Annotated in this window: 23 protein-coding genes and 1 tRNA gene; 7 read left to right on the top strand and 17 right to left on the bottom strand. The window is 45.2% G+C overall.

Annotated elements, in window-relative coordinates; genetic code table 11:
* The first annotated feature begins 83 nt into the window (after positions 1 to 83).
* Positions 84 to 467, top strand: coding sequence for a hypothetical protein (locus tag DZK30_RS23990; RefSeq protein WP_162903409.1), 384 nt, complete (start codon positions 84 to 86; stop codon positions 465 to 467).
* On the opposite strand, the gene DZK30_RS23985 is transcribed toward DZK30_RS23990, so the two are convergent.
* From DZK30_RS23985 to DZK30_RS26125, 7 genes are all read right to left on the bottom strand, one after another.
* Positions 464 to 1,312 carry a hypothetical protein gene (locus DZK30_RS23985; RefSeq protein WP_118976737.1) on the bottom strand — a complete coding sequence of 283 codons (849 nt, stop codon included), beginning with the start codon at positions 1,310 to 1,312 and terminating at the stop codon, positions 464 to 466. The genes DZK30_RS23990 and DZK30_RS23985 overlap by 4 nt on opposite strands.
* A 22-nt stretch (positions 1,313 to 1,334) precedes the next feature.
* Positions 1,335 to 2,210, bottom strand: coding sequence for a relaxase/mobilization nuclease domain-containing protein (locus tag DZK30_RS23980; protein ID WP_118976736.1), 876 nt, complete (start codon positions 2,208 to 2,210; stop codon positions 1,335 to 1,337).
* A complete protein-coding gene (locus tag DZK30_RS23975) occupies positions 2,194 to 2,565 on the bottom strand; it encodes a plasmid mobilization protein (RefSeq protein ID WP_118976735.1) in 372 nt (123 codons plus the stop codon). Before DZK30_RS23975 ends, DZK30_RS23980 begins: the two co-directional genes overlap by 17 nt.
* 325 nt (positions 2,566 to 2,890) lie before the next feature.
* Positions 2,891 to 4,744, bottom strand: coding sequence for a type IV secretory system conjugative DNA transfer family protein (locus tag DZK30_RS23970; protein WP_118976734.1), 1,854 nt, complete (start codon positions 4,742 to 4,744; stop codon positions 2,891 to 2,893).
* Between the two features lie 210 nt (positions 4,745 to 4,954).
* On the bottom strand, positions 4,955 to 5,167 hold the full coding sequence (locus DZK30_RS23965) for a hypothetical protein (protein ID WP_118976733.1): 213 nt from the start codon (positions 5,165 to 5,167) through the stop codon (positions 4,955 to 4,957).
* Positions 5,167 to 5,436 (bottom strand): helix-turn-helix domain-containing protein, encoded by a 270-nt coding sequence (locus DZK30_RS23960; protein WP_118976732.1) that lies wholly within the window; start codon positions 5,434 to 5,436, stop codon positions 5,167 to 5,169. Before DZK30_RS23960 ends, DZK30_RS23965 begins: the two co-directional genes overlap by 1 nt.
* 16 nt (positions 5,437 to 5,452) lie before the next feature.
* Complete coding sequence (locus DZK30_RS26125; RefSeq protein WP_162903408.1) at positions 5,453 to 5,590, bottom strand: hypothetical protein; 138 nt, start codon at positions 5,588 to 5,590, stop codon at positions 5,453 to 5,455.
* Positions 5,591 to 5,714: 124 nt separating this feature from the next.
* On the opposite strand from DZK30_RS26125, the gene DZK30_RS23955 reads away from it, so the two are divergent.
* Together DZK30_RS23955 and DZK30_RS23950 are read left to right on the top strand one after the other, a co-directional pair.
* A complete protein-coding gene (locus tag DZK30_RS23955) occupies positions 5,715 to 6,800 on the top strand; it encodes a hypothetical protein (RefSeq protein ID WP_118976731.1) in 1,086 nt (361 codons plus the stop codon).
* Between the two features lie 34 nt (positions 6,801 to 6,834).
* Positions 6,835 to 7,278: a DUF2958 domain-containing protein gene (locus tag DZK30_RS23950; protein WP_118976730.1), complete on the top strand. Its 444-nt coding sequence runs from the start codon at positions 6,835 to 6,837 to the stop codon at positions 7,276 to 7,278.
* Between the two features lie 7 nt (positions 7,279 to 7,285).
* Here the strand turns inward: DZK30_RS23950 and DZK30_RS23945 are convergent, their stop codons facing one another.
* From DZK30_RS23945 to DZK30_RS23905, 8 genes are all read right to left on the bottom strand, one after another.
* Positions 7,286 to 8,254 (bottom strand): toprim domain-containing protein, encoded by a 969-nt coding sequence (locus DZK30_RS23945; RefSeq protein WP_118976729.1) that lies wholly within the window; start codon positions 8,252 to 8,254, stop codon positions 7,286 to 7,288.
* A 47-nt stretch (positions 8,255 to 8,301) separates the two neighbouring features.
* The gene (locus DZK30_RS23940; protein WP_205529557.1) at positions 8,302 to 8,517 is read right to left on the bottom strand and encodes a helix-turn-helix transcriptional regulator; all 216 of its coding nucleotides are present in this window, start codon (positions 8,515 to 8,517) and stop codon (positions 8,302 to 8,304) included.
* Positions 8,518 to 8,587: 70 nt separating this feature from the next.
* Entirely contained in the window at positions 8,588 to 9,568 is a 981-nt protein-coding gene (locus DZK30_RS23935; protein ID WP_118976728.1) for an ArdC family protein, read from the bottom strand.
* Between the two features lie 328 nt (positions 9,569 to 9,896).
* Complete coding sequence (locus tag DZK30_RS23925) at positions 9,897 to 11,180, bottom strand: tyrosine-type recombinase/integrase (RefSeq protein WP_118976726.1); 1,284 nt, start codon at positions 11,178 to 11,180, stop codon at positions 9,897 to 9,899.
* A gap of 331 nt (positions 11,181 to 11,511) precedes the next feature.
* Positions 11,512 to 12,504, bottom strand: coding sequence for a BsuBI/PstI family type II restriction endonuclease (locus DZK30_RS23920; RefSeq protein WP_118976725.1), 993 nt, complete (start codon positions 12,502 to 12,504; stop codon positions 11,512 to 11,514).
* A gap of 4 nt (positions 12,505 to 12,508) precedes the next feature.
* Positions 12,509 to 13,498, bottom strand: a complete 990-nt coding sequence (locus tag DZK30_RS26475) for a DNA cytosine methyltransferase (protein ID WP_118976724.1) — start codon at positions 13,496 to 13,498, stop codon at positions 12,509 to 12,511.
* Complete coding sequence (locus tag DZK30_RS23910) at positions 13,473 to 13,925, bottom strand: very short patch repair endonuclease (protein WP_118976723.1); 453 nt, start codon at positions 13,923 to 13,925, stop codon at positions 13,473 to 13,475. The genes DZK30_RS26475 and DZK30_RS23910 overlap by 26 nt, the downstream gene beginning before the upstream one ends.
* A gap of 131 nt (positions 13,926 to 14,056) precedes the next feature.
* A tRNA-Leu gene (locus DZK30_RS23905) sits at positions 14,057 to 14,140 on the bottom strand.
* A gap of 137 nt (positions 14,141 to 14,277) precedes the next feature.
* On the opposite strand from DZK30_RS23905, the gene DZK30_RS23900 reads away from it, so the two are divergent.
* On the top strand, positions 14,278 to 15,483 hold the full coding sequence (locus DZK30_RS23900; RefSeq protein ID WP_118976828.1) for an NAD(P)-dependent oxidoreductase: 1,206 nt from the start codon (positions 14,278 to 14,280) through the stop codon (positions 15,481 to 15,483).
* Between the two features lie 117 nt (positions 15,484 to 15,600).
* Here the strand turns inward: DZK30_RS23900 and DZK30_RS23895 are convergent, their stop codons facing one another.
* Entirely contained in the window at positions 15,601 to 16,074 is a 474-nt protein-coding gene (locus tag DZK30_RS23895) for a DinB family protein (RefSeq protein ID WP_162903407.1), read from the bottom strand.
* A gap of 82 nt (positions 16,075 to 16,156) precedes the next feature.
* Here DZK30_RS23895 and uvrC point away from each other — a divergent pair, with 82 nt between their 5' ends.
* Positions 16,157 to 17,989, top strand: coding sequence for an excinuclease ABC subunit UvrC (uvrC, locus tag DZK30_RS23890; RefSeq protein ID WP_240432983.1), 1,833 nt, complete (start codon positions 16,157 to 16,159; stop codon positions 17,987 to 17,989).
* 324 nt (positions 17,990 to 18,313) lie between these two features.
* On the top strand, positions 18,314 to 18,523 hold the full coding sequence (locus DZK30_RS23885) for a hypothetical protein (protein WP_118976721.1): 210 nt from the start codon (positions 18,314 to 18,316) through the stop codon (positions 18,521 to 18,523).
* 150 nt (positions 18,524 to 18,673) lie between these two features.
* Here the strand turns inward: DZK30_RS23885 and DZK30_RS23880 are convergent, their stop codons facing one another.
* Entirely contained in the window at positions 18,674 to 20,854 is a 2,181-nt protein-coding gene (locus DZK30_RS23880) for an OstA-like protein (protein WP_162903406.1), read from the bottom strand.
* Between the two features lie 272 nt (positions 20,855 to 21,126).
* On the opposite strand from DZK30_RS23880, the gene DZK30_RS23875 reads away from it, so the two are divergent.
* The gene (locus DZK30_RS23875) at positions 21,127 to 22,566 is read left to right on the top strand and encodes an OmpA family protein (RefSeq protein ID WP_118976719.1); all 1,440 of its coding nucleotides are present in this window, start codon (positions 21,127 to 21,129) and stop codon (positions 22,564 to 22,566) included.
* Positions 22,567 to 22,604 lie beyond the last annotated feature (38 nt).

The following is a 22,604-nucleotide window of genomic DNA, read 5'->3' as shown; positions in this document are numbered from 1 at the left end:
ATAATGTGATAAAATACTGTAACCTTTTCGGGAGAAGTGCCATGCAGGGAACCGCCAAGCCTCAACGGAAATCTCTTAATGAAATGCTGCTGGAAGATACCAAAAAATACATTTACGGCAGTGAATTCAGGGATTGGTTCTTGCTCCATGAACCGGAAAGCCTGCCACGCTTCGGGCATCTTGTCCGAAAGGCTATGAGCCATTATGCCGGTGATCGTTATAACCCGCATGAGCATGGCCTTATCCACGAAACCTTTTTAAGAGGTATCGTAAGGGATGTTATTTCTTATAAAATCCTGCATAAGGATAAAGAATATGATTGGGAATGGATTGATGTGATGCTGCGCAAATACATTGGTGCAGCTTTAAATATTGAATTGCCTTATAACGAAGCCCGGTTTAATGAAGGTTATAAGGTACAGGGGCGCAGTACAACATTCCTGCTTAACCCGTATGTAACCCATTAATGCAATTTTGGCTTATTGGATTGCTGTTGCTGCCGGATCGTCTGTAAACGCTCTTTAAAGTCTTCTGCTGGCTGGTTCTTTAAAAGAGCATTATGCTGGTCAATTTCTTTTTGGAAATCTGCCACTTCCCGCATCATCTGTTTACTGGAAGCTTCCGGTATATGTTTAGCGCCGCCATAGTGTGCCGCAACAATACTATGCGCCTTCGCCAATTCCTGCCTTTGTTGCAACTGCGCAGCAGGCGTGGAAATGTCTGTGTTACCCAATGTTGAAAATTCTTCAAGTGGCGTTTGGGGCTTTTGGCTGTGCCATTGCTGCATATGGGCGGCAATACGCTTTTCAAACCTCCGCTGGGTCGTAACAGGCATAGCTTCCCCGGCTTTCTCGTAAACAGCGGCAACAGCGGTTATTTCCTGTTCCATTATCTGGAATGCCTCTTGGCGTTGTTTGTTATGGATATGTTCCAATATCTGCAATTGGGTTCCCTGCTCGCTATCGCGCTGCTCTGATGCCAGATAGAGGTCATACATTTCTTCCATTTCTTCGTTGGTAAAGGTTTCTCCCTCATTGGCACGTTGCAGGAACTGGCTAATCTCTTCTTGCTTTTCCTGATGCTGTTGATTAATTATTTTCATCGCATGTCTGCCGTTAATACCCCATTCTTCCAGATGGGCATTCCTCATGTGGTCGATCTCCTTTTGCATCCCTTCTGAAAGCTGGCCATCGGTATTGAAAGCGCCTTTAATGCTGCGCTCTGCTTCTGCCAGCTCTTTACGTGCTTCGTTGCTGTCTTTCAGGTATTGCGCCCATTCGCGGTCGTGGCGCTCATTCACTACTTTAATCATAAAATAAGATTTTGAATTTTCACTAAAGGCGGGGCTTAAGTTTTTGACCCTGCTGTTGTTGTCTTAATTTGTTCATGTTTTCCAAAAAGGCGTTGCGGGCTTCTTGTGCGCTATCCGGTTTGGGCGTTTCGGGTTGAGCCTTATGTGTCACAGTTTGCTGTGTACGGACAAAGGCGATAGCGTCTTTTTCGCTGATAAGCACCTTGTCTTTCAGGCGCTGCCTGACTTCTGGCATTTTAATTCCGTCCAGATGCCGGACGAGGTTAAAGGAACGTCCGGTATGATCGACTACCATATAAGGGATGCGGCCAAAGCCTTGTGAGATCGTGTAGCCCTCTTTTTTTGCTGCTTTCATAAAGCTGGTCGCATCGGGCGCTTGCTGCCATAAGGCTGTAAGGGTCTTTTTCATTTCCGGCCTGCGTGGGTTACGCCGGGCGGTAGGCGTATGCTGGAACTCTGCTTCCATCCGGGCGCGGGCTTTATCATGCTTGTAATAGTTCTTTTTCACATCAATCATAATTCCTTGCTCATGGTTATAGCGATCGTAAACAACATGGGCATGGGTTCTTAATTGCTTTTTGTGCAGTACGATCGCCCGGCGCTGTTCCTGAAAGCCCAATTCCCCAGCTAGAATATCAGCAGCCCTTTGCCAATCCTTATCAGACATCTTTAGCGCCTCATTGGGGGAAGGATTGATAACAGCATGGTATAGCCCCTTCCGGCTGCGTGTCAGCTGTTCATTGAGCGACATATCCCCTAAGAAGTTGCGTAGGTCTTTCTCAGTGAATTGTCTCATACCATCCACATCCAGGATGCGGATGGCCTCATTCTCGTTCAGTGTCAGCAGATAGCTTGCCAATTGGCGGCCATGTCCCCGTGGTTTACCCTTGATTACCATGTTTCAGTGTTTTCCTTAAGCGGTCTGTAAGTGATTTAATGTCGTGAAGCAACTGCGTAATGAGCTTCATCGGCACCGTAAAATTTTCGCCCTTCCCGTTCATGTGCCGGGCTATCTGGTTTAAATTGGAACCCTGTTTCCCTAACTCAGCCAGCAGCTTGTGCAGTAGTTCCCGGTCAGGATTGGGCTTCTTGATAAGGGGGGCGGCACCTATTGTCCGCAGCCTTATCCAATCGCTCAAACTAAATCCGGCTTCAGCGGCGTTGGTTTCCAGTTGTGTTTTTTCTGACGGCTTGACACGTACCCGCACCGTAATCGTGCGGAATGTATCACCATCTTTTGGATGATGTTTCATGGTTTCATTTTTACTGCGACTGGTTTGCGGGAGTGTCCAGAGAGGCGTTCGGCCTCTTTGGCAAGGCAGGCTGTAGATACCTAAACATTTCGTTTTGTAGCTACAGCCACTGTCTTGCGTATCGACAGATACTCTACAACGGCAACCCAAAATGTCAAGCGGCAATCGTTACTAAATACCTGTAAATACTATATAATACTTCGTAAGACCAGTTCGTACTTCTTCGGATAATCAGGGGCGCTTAATTGGTTTGGAAAAGAAAAAACGGAAGGCTGCACCATCAACATACTGACACGCTGGCACTACGCCTTCCGTTCTTCATCTGTTACAGGCTGTTTTCTATGTAGGGATTACTATCGTACATATTGGAGCCATCGGGGTTCTTCAACTCCGGCATTTCATAGTAAGCCAGCTTGGGAACAACACATACCGGGTGTTCTTCGATAAAGACAAACATGTTTTTATCTGACTCACGCCTGATTTCTTCCGGGGTGAATAGTTTACGGGCGTTTGTTTCTATGTCTGATACATTACCCATCCAGTCATGTGAATAAATGACATTTGTGGACTCTCCGGCGAAGTCGCTGAAATAATCGGCTGTGTAGTTATCACGCACACCTGTAACGATCTTCACGGATGTGTTGGCTATGGCGGTTTGCCATGAATTACCATAGAGGGCATTCATCTGGTTGGCATCTTGGAAAACAGGGAAAAAACTGATGCCGTAGCCTGCGTAGCTGGATAGACATATTGAAAATTCAGATACGAATCCGAGGGCAGCTGCTTCGTCACATAGGAACGCGGTTCTGGTTGCTTTATTGGGCTTGCGAACAACTGCGCGCATTAATGTAGTAACCACTAAACGCAACCACCTACCGTGACTGGCAATCTTATCTGGCGGTATAATAATAAATACCGCCGTGTCTCCATCTGTAATAGAGAATGGGTTTAGCCCGGAAACAAGGTTGTCCTGCAGGGCGCTTGATTTAAGGAAGTTAGTAGCTTCATAACAATTGGTCATGATTGAGGCAAAGGTTTCTGCAGAGGCCATCATTGCGGCAATCTCATTGGCGGCAGCTTGTAAGGCTGCACCATTAACCGGGTCGGTGCTGGTTGCCATATCTGCCAGCATACTATCCCATTCTTGGCCGGATTTCCGGCACCATTCCCATAAGGTTGCCAGTGACCTTGCTTTACCTTCCTGCGTAACAGCTATATGAAGCAGGATAGCAGAAATAATGTTACGGGCTGATGATACAAAAAATTCATTACGGTCTCCATCTGCCTTCGAGGGGCAAATGAGTTCTGCGATTAATGATACATCATCGATAAGGTGTGGGCTGGACTTATCAGACAAAAAATCGAGCGGGTTATAGGTACTGTTACCTTGAATGTTGTCAGGTAAAATATTCCACGGATTAAGGAGGACAACTTTTTTACCTGTCTTTCTCATGTGGTTGGCTGTAATGGCGGCAAGCTCTCCTTTTATATCAGTGATAACCCAACTTCCTGTATAACCACCCATGCCCATAAGGTTTGGAATAAGGATGTTTTTTCCTTTGCCGGATCTGGCACCACCCATTAAAATCAGGTGGCCTTTATCAGAGTAGGTCATGCCGCCGCCAATATAGAAGCCGGTATTGCCTTTGTATTGCTGCATTACTTCATTGCCAGCAATCGTAGCCGAAGCATGCATGTTCGACTTTAATACCAGTTCTGTAACGCTGATGCGCCAGCGGCGGAAAACAACAAATACGGGAACAGACAACAGCAGATTGATACCAAGGAAGGCAAACAGGTAGGGGGATTGCAGGATGCCGGGGCCAAGGATATGCACCAGAAGCTGGAATACCGCCCAAAGGGCAAACCAGATCAGGACACCGCCCGCTACCATAGCGAACACCATAATAGCCGGAAGAGCGTGAAAACGCGGCACTTCACCTTTGCTTTGAAGGAACTTAACGTAGGAACGGACATAGCCGATAAGTGACCCTATAAGGGTAATAGGCGTAAGGATGGCCGCTACGATCACCAGAACGGTACGGGCATTCATTTTTGATTCCGGCTTAATGCGGAACAGTTCAATGATCTGCTGCCTGAAGGCTTTGTAATTAAACAGGCGAACTTTGAATACAAAGTTTTCCCACCGCTGTACCACTGAAAATTTTGGATGTTGCATAAGTGCATTTTTGAAAGGAAGTGAATTGATATACTTCTAAAGCCCGTCATGGTCGGGGTAATGCATCTCTATCTGTGGGAGCGCGGATTGGATTGTTCATTGCTTTTCGTTTTGTCTGGGTGGGCATGGCGATGCCCATAGCCTGTTGACAGGCTTTAAATGGTCTATTTATTTAAAGTGTTGTTTAGCTGACCGCTGGATTCGTGGCCGCTATGCTTTGGGGTGGGTCTGGGTAAGCATATCAATTGTGGCTTTGTGCTGATGCTGCGCAATGCCTTCGGCTACTCCGGTAAGGAAGGGACTTCCCATTTCCGTTACATCCGGCAATTGCTTGGCTGTTTCAGGCTCGAAGGCGCTTAAAAGAAAGCCTTCATAAAAACCCAAGGCGTAGAGCTGGTCGTTACTCAGGTTGTGGTTTTTCATTAGAATGTATTTTGTGCATTTTTGTTAAGGTACTCGTGGATAGAAGCCACATCGTACAGAATAATTTTACGTTCCGGCTGTGAGTAGCGCAATGCGCCTGTATCACGCAGCTTTTGCAAAGTGGTCTTGGATTTAATGCGAAGCATCTTCATTGCTTCTTCTCCGCTTATCCATTGGTCTGCTGCTTCTGTTGGTTGGACTTTGAGTCTGGCAATTACTTTTTCCAGCAGCAGGAAAAAGGCTTTGTCTTCGATGGCAATGATCTCCATAACGGGAAAGCTGGTTTTATAATGATTGGTAATTGATGCCGTCACTACTTCTGATAATGACTGAACCCTCATTTTTTTCAGGGTCAGCGCGGGACTGGTTAAGGCCAGCCTCCTTTGATTTTTCTTTGGTCAGAGACCATTCTTTACTGTTCATTTTGCTTAATTTTAACCGTTAGTTTTTTGCTTTGAATTGTTGCAATGTTTAATTCAAAATCAAAATTCAACATTTTCTAATTACTTTTTGTCGCGGAAATTCCGCTTTTAAAAAGCCAACACCAATGGAAGTAAATCCGTTTCTATTTTATTTATTAAGAGATATTTTGTTTCATGAAGTAGCTTTCTTTTTGGAACAAGTAAGCTACACAACAGTAGCCCAATATCTTTCAATCGTACGTTCAGTTGGCAGGAATTTTGAAAGGGTAAAGGTGCTGACCCAAGCACGAATAAAAAAAGTTGACACGCCAGAAAAAACTGGTGGATTTATTCGTCAAATTGTTGATAAGAGGAAAAGTTTCAATATTCCTTTGAGCCAGCTAAATCAACTTGCTCGAAGTGTATCATTTCTGGGTAATTATTCTGGATGGCTTGATTTTGTAAATGAGTATAACAGTAAATCAATGAGAATTTTAAGCGGTACTTACCGCTTCGAGAAATATAAATCCTATGACTATAATTCTTTGTCTGAAAAGGGAATTATTACTGAAATACGAAATGCAGTTTTTTCGGAATTAATTAGAATAGTTGATTTGAAACGAATAGAAGGCGCTTTAGAAGGTAGAAAATATCACAACCTTTTAGTTGATGATAGAGAAAGGATAATCCTAAGATTTGAAGAAAAAGGTGACTTGAATAACATCAAATTATTAAGAGATGAGTTTTATAATGCTTCCGAAATACAAGGCCGCCATCAGGTAGCTGAAAATATATCGTATGTAATAACGAATTATGTTCCTCAAATAATTGGGTCGTTCATCTTAGGAGCAATTCATAAGAATACATATAACAGGCTATCTTTAAAAAAAATCAGTATTAAGGACGTTGCTTTTTTTTCTCCAAAAAGAAATGAATATTTTCTATTAGCGGATTTATTTTTACTTGAAGAAGGATTGGTAGTATGGCTCTTACAGCATATGCCGCTTTTGATAAGCGCAATTCGAACGCACAATTTCGGTCATAATAATTCCGAAAAGAATACAATTAATCTAAAGCAAATCGAAAACACATCGAAAACAAAGGAATACTCTAAGGTTGTTATATGTACTTATACAACTGAATACGACTATATCTTAATTAATTATGGTTTCGAGTATTTGAATAATGATAGTTTCTTAAGCCTTGAAATGAAAATTCCATATTTGGGATAACTATTCACCCTTGACTTTTATAAAAATATGAGATATGACAAGTAGTATTACAGGTACAGGAGTGGCCATGCAGTTATTAACTGAATACCAAATTACACAGCTTAAGGAGAATTGGAAGGCCGCAGCATTTTCTGAGCATAATGTTGCCGTTGCTTATATAATGGCATCTCAAGACAATAACCTTCCAGACAACACGCCTCAAATAAAAAAATGGATAATTAGTGAATTAAACGGGAATGACCCAGATCAAGCTTTTGGGTTATACATTGATAACGATGAACCAGTTTTAGGCGTTTTTAATTTAGAGATTTTTGATGAATTATCTAAAATGGGATTTATTGTTCATAACCATATAGCTTTTACAAATGATTACCCAATATCTGTTTTTAGAGACGTAGCTAAAGAGATTGGGCAAATCATTGGTAATGATGAAGGGCATGAAAAAGCATTTGAAAGGGCTTTAAAAAACAATCTATAGAATAACTCTAAGTGCGCTTGTTTATCAATTTCTCATTCAAGTCTTTGAATCCTGAATAACTATGCCTTTTGCAGCCTACCAAAATATCATGCTTTGCGAATTCAAACGCAAAATTATTGGTAGCCATATCTCCCGCTTTGTCATTGTCCATGTATAACAAAACAGAGCTAACAGCACTTTCTTTCTTTGTGATTTCCTCCGCTACTTCGTGCCAGAAGCTGACCGAGTTCAGTATATAGGTATCGCATTTCGGCACCGTTATTTTCTGCATTTCAAGATCGCTTAGAAAATCCCAGAAGCCTTCAAAAATTGCAGCCCTACCGTTGTCCTGTCCTTCGATCAGGGTATATGTTTTAGGCCGTGTGCTTGTCTTGAAACTCTTGCCTGTAGACAGATTGGGAATACTGATTTCGTAACCGCCTTTATAATTAGCAAAAGCAAAGCCGTTCAGCTTGCGGTCTGGATTCTCAACGTCAGAAAGAAACACTTGTTTCAAATACAGATTGGCAATTGCAGGCGTTATGTGCCTGCGGGAAAGTTCTTCGAGCAAAGCAGGAAAGAATATCTTTTGATGCAGCTTTATAATCTTAAATCTGGGTTCTTCAATTTGCGTTGCATCATCTACCTGTTGCCTGAATTGCTGTTTCTTTTCCTTACGCATAGCGGGTAAATCCGGCACGTTAGAAAACCCCTTTAATGCTTGCAGGACTTCCTTTGCATCTACTTTGCGATTGAGATTATAATATTCACACCATAGCGCGATAACATCACCACCACTAACACCGGACGCGCTGACATGACCGAAATCATGCCAGCGGTTTTTGCGCTCATCTACCTTGAACGAGGCTGTCCTTTCTTCGGGACGAAAAGGTGAAAAATACCACAGTTCACCGTTACGGCCTTTGCGCGAATATGTACCGCCAATATACTCTACAATACGATGGATTGGGATTTGGTTTGCTTGCTCAATATTCATTAGGATGGCCTTTGGTTCAGGTAATGACAACCGGGATTGAGGTTGGTTTAACCGGCGTTGAAGGTATCAATATATTTTCGGATGTCGCTGACCCGCCATGCCGTGGTACGCGGCCCCAGCTTTACGGCTGCCGGGAAGCGCCCGGTTTTGATACCTGCCCAGAATGTGCTTTTCCCTACCGGGATAAAGCGCAAAACATCAGGCAGACGCAAAAAGCCCTCTTGCGGCAGCATAAGTATTTCCTGTTTTGTATCGGTAGTCATGAAATCAGTCCTTGTAATTGGGTATGAAAAGAAAAAAGCCGCAAGATATTCCTGCGGCTCCGGGAAGTGGTTAAAGCTGTGGCACAAGATCAGGCGTTTGGATTACCGCCGCTGGAGTCTGCGTTGTATCTGTGCCGTTAAGTTGGAATCTTTGCAGGAAGTCACAAATCTTGGTGGCTTCACTGGCGGCGGTAAGGATAGCTTTCTTATCGTCTTTCAATACTTGCAGCCATGAAGCAATGTAGCTGGCATGGTCTGATTTGGGCGCATTTGTGATTTCCAATTCAGCACAAAGGAAAGCACTGCCTAATTCTGCAATCAGTTCTTCAAAAGCATAAGGCTTGCTGCCAAAGCGGCTATTGCCTAAACGGTCACAACGGGATTTATGCCCTGTCCAATGCGTCAGTTCATGCAGCAGGACGGAATAATAGCCTTCGGTGGCTGTTCGGGTTGCCGTGTCAATAAAGCGCTCCTGAAACGGCATTGTGATACTGTCTATAGCAGGCGCATAAAACGCCCGGTTGCCGCCATGCTTTACTATTGCCTTTGTATTAGCAATAAACGTGTCAACCTTTGCAATCCGTTCCACAAGTGGCGCTGGTTCAGGCTGCGGCTGTGCGTCTGGTGTATAGCTGGTTAACTGGCATCGGTTGAATACGTAGGAGGTTTTTACAAACGGAATCTTTTTGATCTCGCCGTCCTGCTCACGTTCAAACGTATCATAATAAATAATCATGGTGCCTTTTTGGCCACGTGCAATGTGCTCTTTTTGAGCCTTCCATTGATTGAAACTCGCCCATTCCTGTGTTGTAAAATCCTGCGCTGCGGCAGATATCCAAAGCAGCGGGATATTGATTCCTCTGTATTTGTTTCCGGTGGTGACATTTTTTGGCATCGTATATGGGCTCACTAATCCTGCGTTCCAAGGCTTTTGCCAAGGCGGTGTTCCTTTCTCCAGCTGGGCAATAATCGTATTGGTAACCGTCTGGTGAATATCCAAACCTCCTGATTTAACTGCGTCTGCTGGTTCGGGGTGTGTCTTAGTATTCATGGCTATTTCCTTTCTGACTCTTGATGGTTGATACGGGATGCCCAACCGGGGCATTGAGCAACGAAGTCAGCAAGAATTTTGGAAGGGCGGGGATGGCCGAAGGACAGGCGAAAATTATTGTTGATGTCGGACGCGGCCCCGGTTATCCCGTAAGCGCGAAACCATCAACATTGCGTCAGAAAATGATTAGCCTTAAATCCTGTCAGCCGGAAAACCAAACCGTACGCATAACAAAAGGGCAGAGATAAACTCTATGCCCTTTGTCACACGTTATAAAATTCCGCTGGATGATATAATAGCTAACACATTAGCCAAAAGCGGTCAAGGATTATTTTCCTATAGCTGTTTTGGCATTCAATTGTATGACATTGCTTATACCAATAGGCTTAGCCTTAGCGTCTGGTGAAGGCTGTTGTACAAGGGTATCAAGATAATCAGCCCAATCTTGCATCATTTGCTTGCGTTCATCTAAAAACTTAGCACGGTCATAAGCCTGATCTACTTTGCTTTTAGGTATATGTGCTAATTGGCGGTCTATAACCTCATGTCGATATTTCAGCTTTTCTTTAATAGCGCTCATAGCAAGGGCACGAAAGCCGTGCCCAGTCATGATACCTTTATAGCCAAGCTTATCCAATCCGCTAAGGATTGTTGCATTGCTCATTGGTTGTTTAGGTTTGGGAATGCTAGGAAATATAAGTTCCTGCGATGCCGCTTTGTTGTTGAATACAGGTTTAAGCAGGGCAATGGCTTGTTTAGAAAGCGGCACTATATGTTCCCTACGTTTCCGTGTTCCTACTTTTTTCATTCTCCCTGCTGAAACTATCCATTGTTCTTTATTCCAATCAATTTCATCCCATCTCGCCTTTATCAACTCATTGGTTCGCACGAAAGTTAAAAGCATAAACCGGATGGCTAGAATGGTCTGCGGATATATCCGGGTTTCGTTGCGGTAAATTGCTTTTGCGAAATCTTTTAATTCATCAACTTCAATCGCGGCGAAATGTCCACGTTCAAATCTTTTTAATGTTCCTTTTAAGTCAACTGTTATATCCCTTACGCCTCGGCCTGTAGAGGCTCCATAACGGAAAATGCGTCCAACGTATTGCATGGCTCTTCTTGCCAACTCGTGAGCACCACGCGCTTCAATTTTCTGAATACAATGAAAAAGAATAGCCGGGGTAATTTCAGTAATTGGATAAGCCCCCAAATCTGGAAAAATGTCCATTTCCAGCCTGTAAAGAATGTCGGCCGCATGGCGCTCGCCCCAAGTATCTAAATTGTATTGATACCATTCTCGGCCTACTAATTCTAAAGTCTGATTCGCTTTATATTTTGCTGTCTGTTTTTTATGCTTTTTTACAATTGCAGGGTCTTGGCCGTTTTTTAATAAGTTTCTTGCGTCATCTCTTTTTTGTCTGGCATCCGCAAGTGAAAGAAAAGGATAATCTCCAAGCGTTACACGCTTCTCCTTTCCAAAATGATGGTACCGATAACGCCAGCTCTTATACCCGGTGGGGCTAATTTCCAAATAAAGGCCCTTTTGGTCATAAAGTTTATAAGGTTTTTCCCGGGCGGTAGCACTACGACATTGAAGATCGTTCAGATTCATACTCTATCTCCTGATAGTTAAAAGTGGGCCAAACAAAAAATGCTCTAAAATTTTGGCCCACTTTTTGCCCCATTTTCTAGGAGGATAGTCCTAGATTGTAAAAGACATTGTAGGAGTACTGTAACACACAACCCTTGAAAATACAAGGATTTTGGACGTTACAGGAGTAGGAATTTGATCTTATTTTGGGGAAAATGGTGGCTGAGGAGGGATAACGATCCTACTGGTTAATCAATTGATATTAATGCAAAACTTGTTTCATCATTTCGAGTTATGCCCCCAAAAATGCCCCTAAATTAGGGGCATTGTATAATTTTAATTTTATTTCCTTTTATGATTGATATGGCCCTAAAAATTTATCGCCATTGAAATGTACAAGATGATCTGGATTGTCAGCAGTCCAAACTTCAGTTTCCCAAGCAATGTCCATAATATATTTTCTGAAGTCATTCCTTGAAATAAAAGCAGTAACAAAGATTAATTCAGCTTTGCAATTCTTAAGCGTCTTTTTCAATTCAAGAACTCGCTCCTCACTCATAGGCCCCGAACTATAAACGGCCTCTATTAAATAGAGCCAGTTTTTTGATTTACTATAGGCGACAATATCTGGTAATTCATCGTTGGATAATTCAAAGCCAAGCAATTTAAGTTCATTGTCAAGTTTATGGAGAAACTTATTACTGGTATCACCGATATACAGAACATTACTTCCTGCCCCGTATCTTGGCAGAAATTCTTCAATAATTTCTCTTTGCAGCTGATTATGTTCACCCTTAGAGAATTCCAGAATGATATTTCCTGGAAGAGTAATAGGTATCTTGGGAATGTTCCTTTTCCGCTCAAGAGTTTCTGCAAGCGGAGGACGATTTTTTAAAAATAGTTTCAGCTTAATATCCCACTGATTAGTATTCCAAAATGTGATTAATGTTTTAAATTCCGAATTCAATGTGTAACCACGAGTAGGATCATTAGTAGAGGCATTTGGATTTTTAGCACTATTTAAAATCAAGTCAGCTAAAACAGGGAGCTTAAGATGCTTACGGCGAATATCATCATACGAACCGGGAGAGATATTCTCTTCAAAATGTTCATTGATAAATTTTATTATTTCTCTTGTTGTTAAGTGTCTGCCCTCGGTTTGTCCTTTTGCGTCCTTCCAAGATTTAGTAACACCAGCAACAGCAAGGAAGCACATCGCCATACTTTGAAGTGCCTTTGGCGTCTTTTTCTCAAAAGGAATTCCAACTGCGTCCAAAATCGCCAAGGCTTCATTAATCAGTTTGTGATTCAGCTCAGATTTTGTCGTCTTAATAAATTCTTTCATGGTACTATGCAGCTTCTTCTTGCTTGACTTTAGATTTGGTTTTGGACTTTAAATTAAAGCAATTTTTCAGTTCTAAGGCTATTTTATATGCCAGTAATGGGGGAACAGCATTGCCAATCTGATTAAACTGGCTAGTTTCCTGTCCGGAGAATTCAAACCAATCAGGAAAACTTTGAAGTCGCGCCGCCTCTTTTATCAAAAGCCTTCTTCTTCTTCCGTCTGGAAGTCTGACACGCTGCATATCACCTGTTGCTCCCGCCAAATTGCGGCAAGTTAATGTTCTTGCAGGGCGATCAGCATACAAATCTCTTGGATTAACACAATCTGACGCTTTTTCGTATTTTGCGATATATGCATCCTGTGCTGCATTCAAAAATTTACTTTCTGGCGGAGTTTCGGACATCAGATCTCCGATAGCCTCACCTACAACAGTTTTTACCTTATCAGGTTCAGGAAAAGAAAACGCGGATTTATGCCCTATAACAAATAAGCGCTCACGATTTTGAGGAACACCATATTGCACTGCATTAAGCAACTTAAATTCTATAGTATAGCCTAAACTTTTGAGTTGCTCTAAGACAATTTCGAAATACCACTTGTTCGCGTAGAGCAGTCCTCTTACATTTTCAAATAGGAATACTTTAGGTTTTACTTGTTTAATAGCATCAATAAATATTGGAAACCCGTTTCTTGTATCATCAATCCCTTTTTGTTTTCCTCCAACACTGAAAGGTTGGCAAGGCGGGCCACCAATAATTATATCAGCTTTAGGATATTTGTAATCAGAGCCAAGTTTAACTGTAAAGCATTCTCCTTTTAAATTTTTATTATAAGTAGCTGCAGCATCAGTATTCATCTCAAAGCCAATGGTTTTATACCCAGCTGCCTCAAAACCAAGTGAAAGACCGCCACAACCTGCGAACAGATCAAGCACAACAGCTTGTTCTGTGATTTTAGGTTTAAGGATTCTATTTATTGTTTTTACGTACTTCATTTTGTTCAACTGCGCCCACAATATTAACGATTAACCTCTGTAATGTGGTGTTTGTTTTTTCACCTTTTAATTCACATTCCCAAATCACTATTACATGCCAACCCTCGTTTTGCAATTTTTGAATATGATCTGCATCTTTAATTTTGTTTTTCAAAAGCTTAGGCTCCCAATATTCTGTATTACTAGCTGGAACTTTTGCATACTTACAATTTTCATGAACATGCCAAAAGCAGCCATGAATAAAAATTAGAGTTCTATACTTTGGTAAAACGATATCAGGTTTTCCAACTAGTCGTTTATCATATAGTCTATATCTGAACCCAAGTCTGTGTAAAAACTTCCTGACAATCATTTCAGGCTTAGTGTCTTTGCTCCGAATTCGGCTCATGTTGAAGCTCCGTATCGTCTTACTATGAACATCGGTCATGGTTTACAATTTCGATTTCCGAAATGAGAACAAATTTACATATCCCCATAGTAACATGATTGTTGTAGTATTGTTGTAGTAAAGAAAAAAGCAGTTATGAGTGTAAATTCATAACTGCTTGATTTTCTGTGTGCCCAGAACAGGAATCGAACCTGCACTCCGTTGCCGAAACAAGATTTTGAGTCTAGCGCGTCTACCAATTCCGCCATCTGGGCCTCAATCCGAATCAACGGGACGCAAAGGTAAGGCTTCCCTTCTAATTTTCAAACTGCATTTTCAAATTATTAAAGCGCTTTTTTCTCAGCGCCTTAGGCCCTGAAAGCCTACCTTTGCGCTGCTCAAAACAATGTTTATGATAAAGATCGGTCTGATCAGGGAAGGCAAGACCCCACCCGATACCCGGGTAGCCCTCAGCCCCCAACAGTGCGCCGATGTGCTCCAGCTTTTTCCCGGGGCACAACTGGTGGTAGAACCTTCGCCCAATCGTTGCTTCCCCGATGAGGAATATACCAACGCCGGCATCACTCTCCAGGAAGATTTAAGCGATTGCGATGTGCTCCTGGGTATTAAAGAGGTTCCTGTCGACAAGCTGATCACCGGTAAGACCTATTTCTTCTTCTCGCATACCAAAAAGAAACAGCCTTATAACCAAAAGCTGATGCATGCGCTCATCGATAAGCAGATCCGCATGATCGACTACGAGGCGCTTACCTACGACGATGGCGCACGTATCCTGGGCTTTGGCTTTTTTGCCGGTATAGTAGGTGCACACAACGGCCTGATGACCTACGGCAAAAAAACGCGCAAATTTTCCCTGATACCCGCGCATGCCTGCCGCGATATGCAGCAGATGCTACAGCAATACCGCTATGTTAAGCTGCCACCGGTCAAGATCGCTGTTACAGGATCGGGTCGTGTAACGGCCGGCCTGCTCGAGATCATGCACCATTGGGATATCGAGAGTGTTGAGCCCGAAGATTTCCTGGTAAAAGAGTACGACTACCCCGTATATACTTTGCTGAAAGGGGCTAACCTCTATGAGAATAAGCATACCGGAGCCTACTCACGCGACGATTTCCACCATCACCCCGAGCAATATCGCTGCAAATTCCTGCCCTTTACAAAGGCGGCCGATATCCTGATGAACGGTATTTACTGGGATAAGACCGTTCCCCGCTTGTTTGAAAAGACTGATGTGACCGACCCGGCTTTCCGCATGAATGTGATCTCCGACGTGACCTGCGACGAGGATGGATCGGTTCCTATCAATGTAGGCGCATCCACTATTGCCGATCCGGTATACGGCATCGATAAACAAACACTGGAAAAGGTAGCCCCCTTCCAGACTATCGATACCGTGATCGATGTAATGGCCGTGGATAACCTGCCCAACGAGCTGCCCCGCGATGCTTCCCAGCATTTCGGCGAGCACATTATCAAATACATCTTACCCGAGCTGATGAAGGAGCAAAGCCTTATTCTTGACCGGGCTACTATATGCGACAAGGGCCGTCTCAGCAGCTATTTCGAATACCTGAGCGATTACGCTTACAGCTAGTTTTTATACTATGGTGAAAGGTTTTTCACCACACAGGCACAAAGACACCAAGCTTTAAAAAGCCTGGTGTCTTTTATTTTTTTCGCAGCATCGCCGCGCCGCTGCGAGCGATGCAATTCAGTCGTTACGAATCATCTTTTTCAACAGTACGATCTGCCCCAGGTGATAATGTGCATGCTCGATCACACCATGCAGTTGCCGGTAATAGGAAGAGGAGGCTTTATCTTTTAAAACCGGCTGATCCAGCGCTTCTTCAGGCACTTTTCGTATAGCATCGGCCAACTGCTGCGCCGATGCCAGGTTGTCCGATTGCAGCTTTTCCCAACCGGCCTGCCCGTCCAGCGTCGGTACATCGAAACCATTGGGCCCGCCGATATAGGGATCCACGCCCTGCAGGCGGGCAAGAATCACTTTATTATAGAAAGTGATATGGTGCAATAATGCGGCGATGGTATTGGGTGAAGCGGACGTTCTTTGTTCCGCCTCGGCCAGGGTAACGTCTTCCAGTGCGCTGCGGATCCAGACATCGGTCCAGTTTTCCCCGTAATGAACGTCCAGCAAATGTTGGGCTATGGCTTCGGTGATCTTCATCGGTATTTGTTTTAAAGGCTTAAAATTACTCCGGTTACGGTCACTCCACAACAGTGTTCCGCCAAAATTGTTTGGCTTATCTTTGTTACCTGTACCAGAGGCCATGACGAGAGAAAAATTCCAACAGGACATCGCGCCTACCCTGCCCCATGCACCGGGCATATACCGTTACTACGGCGCCGATAAGAAGATATTATATGTGGGCAAAGCGAAGGACCTGCGTAAGCGGGTAACCTCCTATTTTGTAAAAACGCATGATAACCGGAAAACCAGCAAGTTGGTGTCTCTCATCGATGCCATAGAATGGACCATTACCAATAACGAGCACGATGCCTTCCTGCTGGAAAACTCGCTGATCAAGCATTTCAGGCCCATGTACAACATAGACCTGAAGGACGACAAGAGCTATCCCTACGTAGTCATTCGCAAAGAGCATTTTCCAAGGGTATACCTTACCCGTCGCCTCATCCGCGACGGATCGGAATATATTGGCCCTTTTACCAGCGTCTTTATCGTGAAGGAGCTGCTGAGCATGATCAAGGAAACGATACCGCTACGCACCTGCGGCCTCAATCTCACGCCCAACAATATCGAGCGGGGCAAATTCAAGGTATGCCTGGAGTACCACCTGGGCAATTGCGGCGGCCCCTGCGAAGGTTACCAGACCGAGGAAAGCTATAAAGCCAGCATCGACTATATACGCCAGCTGGTAAAAGGCAATTTAAGCCCCATTCTCAACGCGCTTAAGGAAGAGCTGAATGGTCATGTAGCGCAACTCGATTTTGAAAAAGCACAGCTGGTAAAGCTAAAGATCCAAGCCTTGCAACGCTACCAGAGCAAGTCAACGGTGATTAGCAGCCACCTCATCAATACCGATGTAGCCAGCATTATTGCCCAGGAAGACGATGCGTATGTCAATTATATGGTAGTGACCGAGGGCAAGATCATTCACAGCAAGAGCATTTATATTGAAAAAAAGCTGGACGAAAGCCCGGAAGAGATGCTGGCCTATGCCCTCGCTTTCCTGAGACCAAAATTCCACTCTGCCTCAAAAGAGATCGTGCTGCCTTTCCCGGTGGAGCTTGAGGAAGAAAACATGCAGATAACGGTACCGCTGGCAGGGGATCGTAAAAAATTACTGGACCTGAGCTTTAAGAATGCCGAATACTTTAAGCAAGAGCAGAAGCAAAAAGCCCGCCTGATGCTGAAAGACAGGACTGCCGACGACCGGCACGAGATGCTGGAGCAATTGCAGGACGACCTACAGCTGACAGAGTTGCCCACCCATATCGAATGCTTTGACAACTCCAACTTCCAGGGCAGCTTCCCGGTCGCTGCTATGGTATGCTTTAAGGATGGCATACCATCTAAAAAGGACTACCGCCATTTCCATATTAAAACGGTGGAAGGCATCAATGACTTTGCCTCTATGGCCGAGATCGTGAAGCGTCGCTACAAGCGCTTGCTGGAAGAAGAGCAACCTTTCCCTCAGCTGGTGATCATCGACGGGGGCAAAGGTCAGCTGGGCGCGGCGATGGAGAGTATCGAAGCGCTTGGGCTTACCGGCCGGATGACGGTGGTGGGCCTGGCAAAACGGGAAGAGAGCATTTTCTATCCCGGCGACAAAGATCCGTTGCAACTGCCGTACAATGGACAGAGCCTGCTCCTCATCCGCCGTATCCGCGACGAGGTCCACCGCTTCGGCATTACTTTTCACCGGGATACGCGTAGCAAGGGTACCATCAAAAATGAGCTGGAGGATATACCGGGTATCGGCAGCAAAACAGCGCAGACGCTGCTACAGACCTATCGCTCCGTCGCCCGTGTGAAAGAAATGACCCTGCGCGAGCTCACCATGACCATAGGAGCTTCCAAAGCCCGTGTCGTCCATGAGTATTTTCACCCCGAAGAGTGAGTGCAGCTGTTGGTATTGAGTATTGAGTATTGAGTATTGAGTATTGAGTATTGAGTATTGAGTATTGAGTATTGAGTATTGAGTATTGAGTATTGAGTATTGAGTATTGAGTATTGGGATTTGGAACTTGGAACCTGGAACCTGGAACTTGGAACTTGGAACTTGGAACTTAAGATTTGAAAATTGCCAACTGCCAATTGCCCACTATATAGTTAACCGCAAAGGACGCTAAGCTGTACGCAAAGATGATTGTGAAGCCTGATGGAATGTCCACCTTGCCAATTGCCCACTATTCCATTATTTTTGCAGCGGAAATCTTAACCTATGACTAAGCTTAGCGCCTTCTTTGAGAACCGGGAATTTTTCTTTACCGTTAATAGCCAATCCGACCAATTGATATCCATTACCATGTATGGCGGAGAATATACGTTGAAGAAGGCTGCAAAAGGCTGGGAAAATGCAGAAAAGAATAAGAATAAAATGTCGGAAGGCCTTATCCGTGGCGTGATCGCAGCCCTGCAACAAGAAGTCTGATAGCTATTGCCTTCCTATTGCGAACCATGTTTTAGCCGCAAAAATGCGAAGACAAATTTTTTCACGATACCACATCTGGAGATATACGTCCTGCTATTTTACCAGGTACAAATAGTCCCGGCTAACGCTCCGATTCCTGCCTCTTAAATCCTAGGGCTCTTTCTTAACCGGCTTTTGGGTTTCTTCTTTTTGCACCCGTTTATCGGTTGATGCCGGTGGCGTTTCCTCTCCGGCCGGCTGAGATTCCGGCGCCGTTTGTTCTTCCAGTATTGTCTCCTCAGCCATTGCGGGTTGGATCAATAAAGGTTCATGCGGCAAAGTAGTACCTTCCAGGAATTCTTCCAGGGTCTTGGGCCGTTGCTTCTCGTCCCAACTGAAGCGGCTCAGCCGCAAAGTCGCAGGCTGCACGTCTTTCATGGGTGTGGTCTTCTGCTCTACATCTACACGATAATAAATGCGTCGTATCGCTTCGTTCTCGAAGTGCACTTCTATTTTGTCACTTTTGGCTTCGCTGCTGCCTACATAAGCGCTGTCATCATCTTTGATAAAATAAATACTCGATGCATTGGGTACAGCAATGAGCGAGTCCATCTTGTTATCGCGTAAATACGCACGGATGGTATTGCCTTGTATCTGATCAAACATACCGGCCTTCTCAGGACCGTTGCGGCTGATCATGATCGCATTGCGCGGCACAAACACTTCGCGCAGCTTGCTGCTGTCCATCTGCAGGTAAATAATATCGCCTTTCAGCTGACTGTTCTGCGGCCACAGCAACGGATGGGTATACATACGTAACAGGGAATCGAGCTGTGAATAACGGATGCTGTCGCATTTGCCCTGCAACGAATCGGAATAAACAAGCACATGGTGGTAGCCGAGGAAATAGCGCGGACCGGCAGTGTCCACCGGCTCAGGCGAATTACGATAACTCATACTTGCCGAGTCCATATGGCGTCGGCGTTCCTGTGCACCGCCGGAAGACATCGTATCGGCAACAGATGATATCTGCCCGGTTTCTACATTCTTCCGCTGGTACACCAGGGTATCCATTTTCTGTTTCAGCCGGTCGACAGACGGCGGTCGCGTAGCCATACTATCGGCCGGAGCGGTCGCCATAGCCGTATCCCTGACTACCGGCGCATGCTGCGCCACCGTATCCTTTATCTCATCGAAGTCATCGGGTGGCACCAGGCTACCTGCCGCGCTGGTATCGGTGGTAAGGCTGTCTGCTTTCCCCTCAAGGCTATCACTGTTCATCAGTGTGCTATCGGCGCCCACAGCGGCGCGGATCTCATCGGCGGTACGCTGCAGACTATCTTGGGCGGTCATTTTCTTACCCGAACGGGGGTCAGGGGCGCTGAAGAAGGTATCGGCCTTGATGAACAGCGCCTTTTTGCCGTTCATCTTCTTCATCAGGGGTTTGATATAAGCCAGGAGCGTTTTGTGTATCTCATTGTATTGCGCATAACCACAATACAAAGTAGATTTCATGCTGGTATCGATAGCGATCACATTACCGATAGCAAATCCAAATCCTGAATTCCGGTCATAATCCAGCGTATCGGCCTCGATATACTGCGACTCGTTTGTAATGGAAGATCGCTCTACAAAATGGCCGGCACGGTTGCGGGTATCGTATACACCCTTGCTGGTCTGCAGCACCGACTTATCGTTGGTCACCACGGAAGGGCCGAAGAAGCGTGTGATCTTGGTCCCGGTATTGTAACCCAAGTCAGTCGATACCGCCTGGTACTCGGGATCATTGACCACGACATCGCCGCGGAAACGGGCCTCTTTGCTACGCATATTGTACTCGCCGGTATTGCTTTCCAGGTTGGTGCTTTCCGTTTGCAGGTAACCCCGGCGCTTATAACGGCCTATCTTGGTCGTCATGTTATAGTCTATCTCTTGCGACCACAGGGTATTCAGTTTTCCGTCGTAGAGCTGCACCTCACGGTTGGGCTGATCGGCGCGCATATATACGATCTTGGTGCCACCATTATAACGCATATAATCGGCAGAAGCTTCTGTACCGTCGGCCTGGCGGATCACCACGTCGCCGAACGCTTCTACATTATTTTTTTTGGTATAGAAATAAGCGCTGTCGCAATAGAGTGTATCCGATCCATGCAGCAGCTTTACATTACCTTTGAGCTTGTGTACCGAGCTGGAATCGCTTTGGATGAACTCACCGTATTCATTTTCAAGAATACGGATGAGCGTGGTTTTGCTGCTGTCCCTGGTTTGTTGCGCAGCGACCCTGAATGACGGCCCCAAGGCCGCCAGGATGAGCAGGATATAGAAAATAAGGCCGCGGCCTGTACACATTCGGAATGGGGGCATATTATCGCTGGACCACCTTTCTGTTTTGTTTTTGTCAACCGGATTGCCTGCCGACAGGATAACCGGAATAAAGAAACGGGATTCAGGCATATTTATGTCGCAACCAGGAACTTTTCTTACAAAAGGATTAAATTTTTATTTCATTTAACACAAGCATTATCTTTCTGCTAATTTAATCCTAAGGAAAGGGTTATGGCACTATTATTGAGAATTTTATAATAGCTGCAAAGATAACGCTTGTTAAAACAAATAACCTTATGACTTTAAACTTTGACATTTACAAAACAGGCAACAGTATGACACCCATCCATCAGAGACATCAGCCGGCAACCGGCTTACGAAAAGGACTATGGCTTACCGCATTGGCCGCCGTACTGGCAGTTCCGGCAAGGGCACAACAGGGTGAAACCGGCACGCCCGTTACCCAGAACCCCTTTACCGGCACTGCAGGTTTCCGTACCTGGTCGGTAGGCGTTCACGCCGGCGCACTGGCAGCGATCGCACCCATAGGCGGCAGCAACGACTTTACCAAGTGGAAGCCTACGCTGGGCTATGGCTTGTATGTTAAAAAACAGATCAGCCATATGCTGGGCATACAGGCCGAATTCCTTAAGGGAACGCTCAGCGGCGATAATTCCAAAAACCTGGGCAACGGCCAGCCACCCAACAGGGCCTATTCCTCCTTTAAAACGGATCTGAACTGGTCGGCCGGCCTCAGCGGCGTCATCAGTTTTGGCAACATCAATTTCCTGCACGAGAAGATCGTGATGGTGCCTTACCTTACCCTGGGCGGCGGCCTGGTTGATTACAATCCCAAGCCCGTTGTTGCTGCTACCGGTCAGGAGCTTAATTACAAAGCCGACGGCAGCATTAAAGAGCTGTATATTCCCGTAGGCGCTGGTATTAAGTTCAAGGCGGCACAGGGCGTCAATATCGACATTGGCTACCGTATGAACTTCGTAGATGGCGACAACCTTGACGGCTATTATTATGGTCCGCAAAAAGACCGCTTCTCTTATGCATTTGCCGGCATCGAGTTTGCCTTTGGTAAAAAATCGAAGCCGCAGCTGCAGATGAACAACCCTGCCGCCCGCCTGCGCAGCCAGATCGCCGAAGACAATTTTGCCATGCAAAGCGCTATGGAAAAGCGTCTGAAAGATGCCGAGCAAAGGAATGCCGAGCAGATCGCTGCCATGCAGTCGCAGCTCGACCAGTTTAAAGAAGACAGCGACGGCGATGGTGTTTCCGACTATTTTGACAAATGCCCGGGTACAGCATCAGGTGTTAAAGTAGATGGTACTGGCTGCCCGCTACCGAAGCCGCCCGCCCCGGTTATTGTAGTTACCGAGGAAGACCGCCGGGTTGTGGATGAGGCGATCAGGAACCTGGAATTTGACCTGGGCAAAGCCACCATTCGCAGCAGCTCTTACCCCAGCCTGAACCGTGTGGCCGATATCCTGGTAAAAAAGAACTTCAGCCTGAAGCTGGCCGGCCATACCGATAACATCGGTTCCGATGAAAGCAACCTGAAACTGTCCAAAGACAGGGCCGAATCGGTAAAGGCTTACCTCGTGAGCCAGGGCGCCAATCCTTCCCGTATCGAGGCTACAGGTTATGGTGAGTCGCAACCCATTACCTCCAACAAAACGGCTGCCGGACGGCAGAAGAACCGTCGCGTGGAGTTTACCCTGTTCTAGAAACAATCCTAAAGCAAAAAACAGTCAGGCTTTTATTG

It is taken from the genome of Taibaiella koreensis, assembly GCF_003545715.1.
Taxonomy (GTDB): Bacteria; Bacteroidota; Bacteroidia; order Chitinophagales; family Chitinophagaceae; genus Taibaiella; species Taibaiella koreensis.
This window is presented reverse-complemented; position numbering and strand designations above follow the sequence as displayed.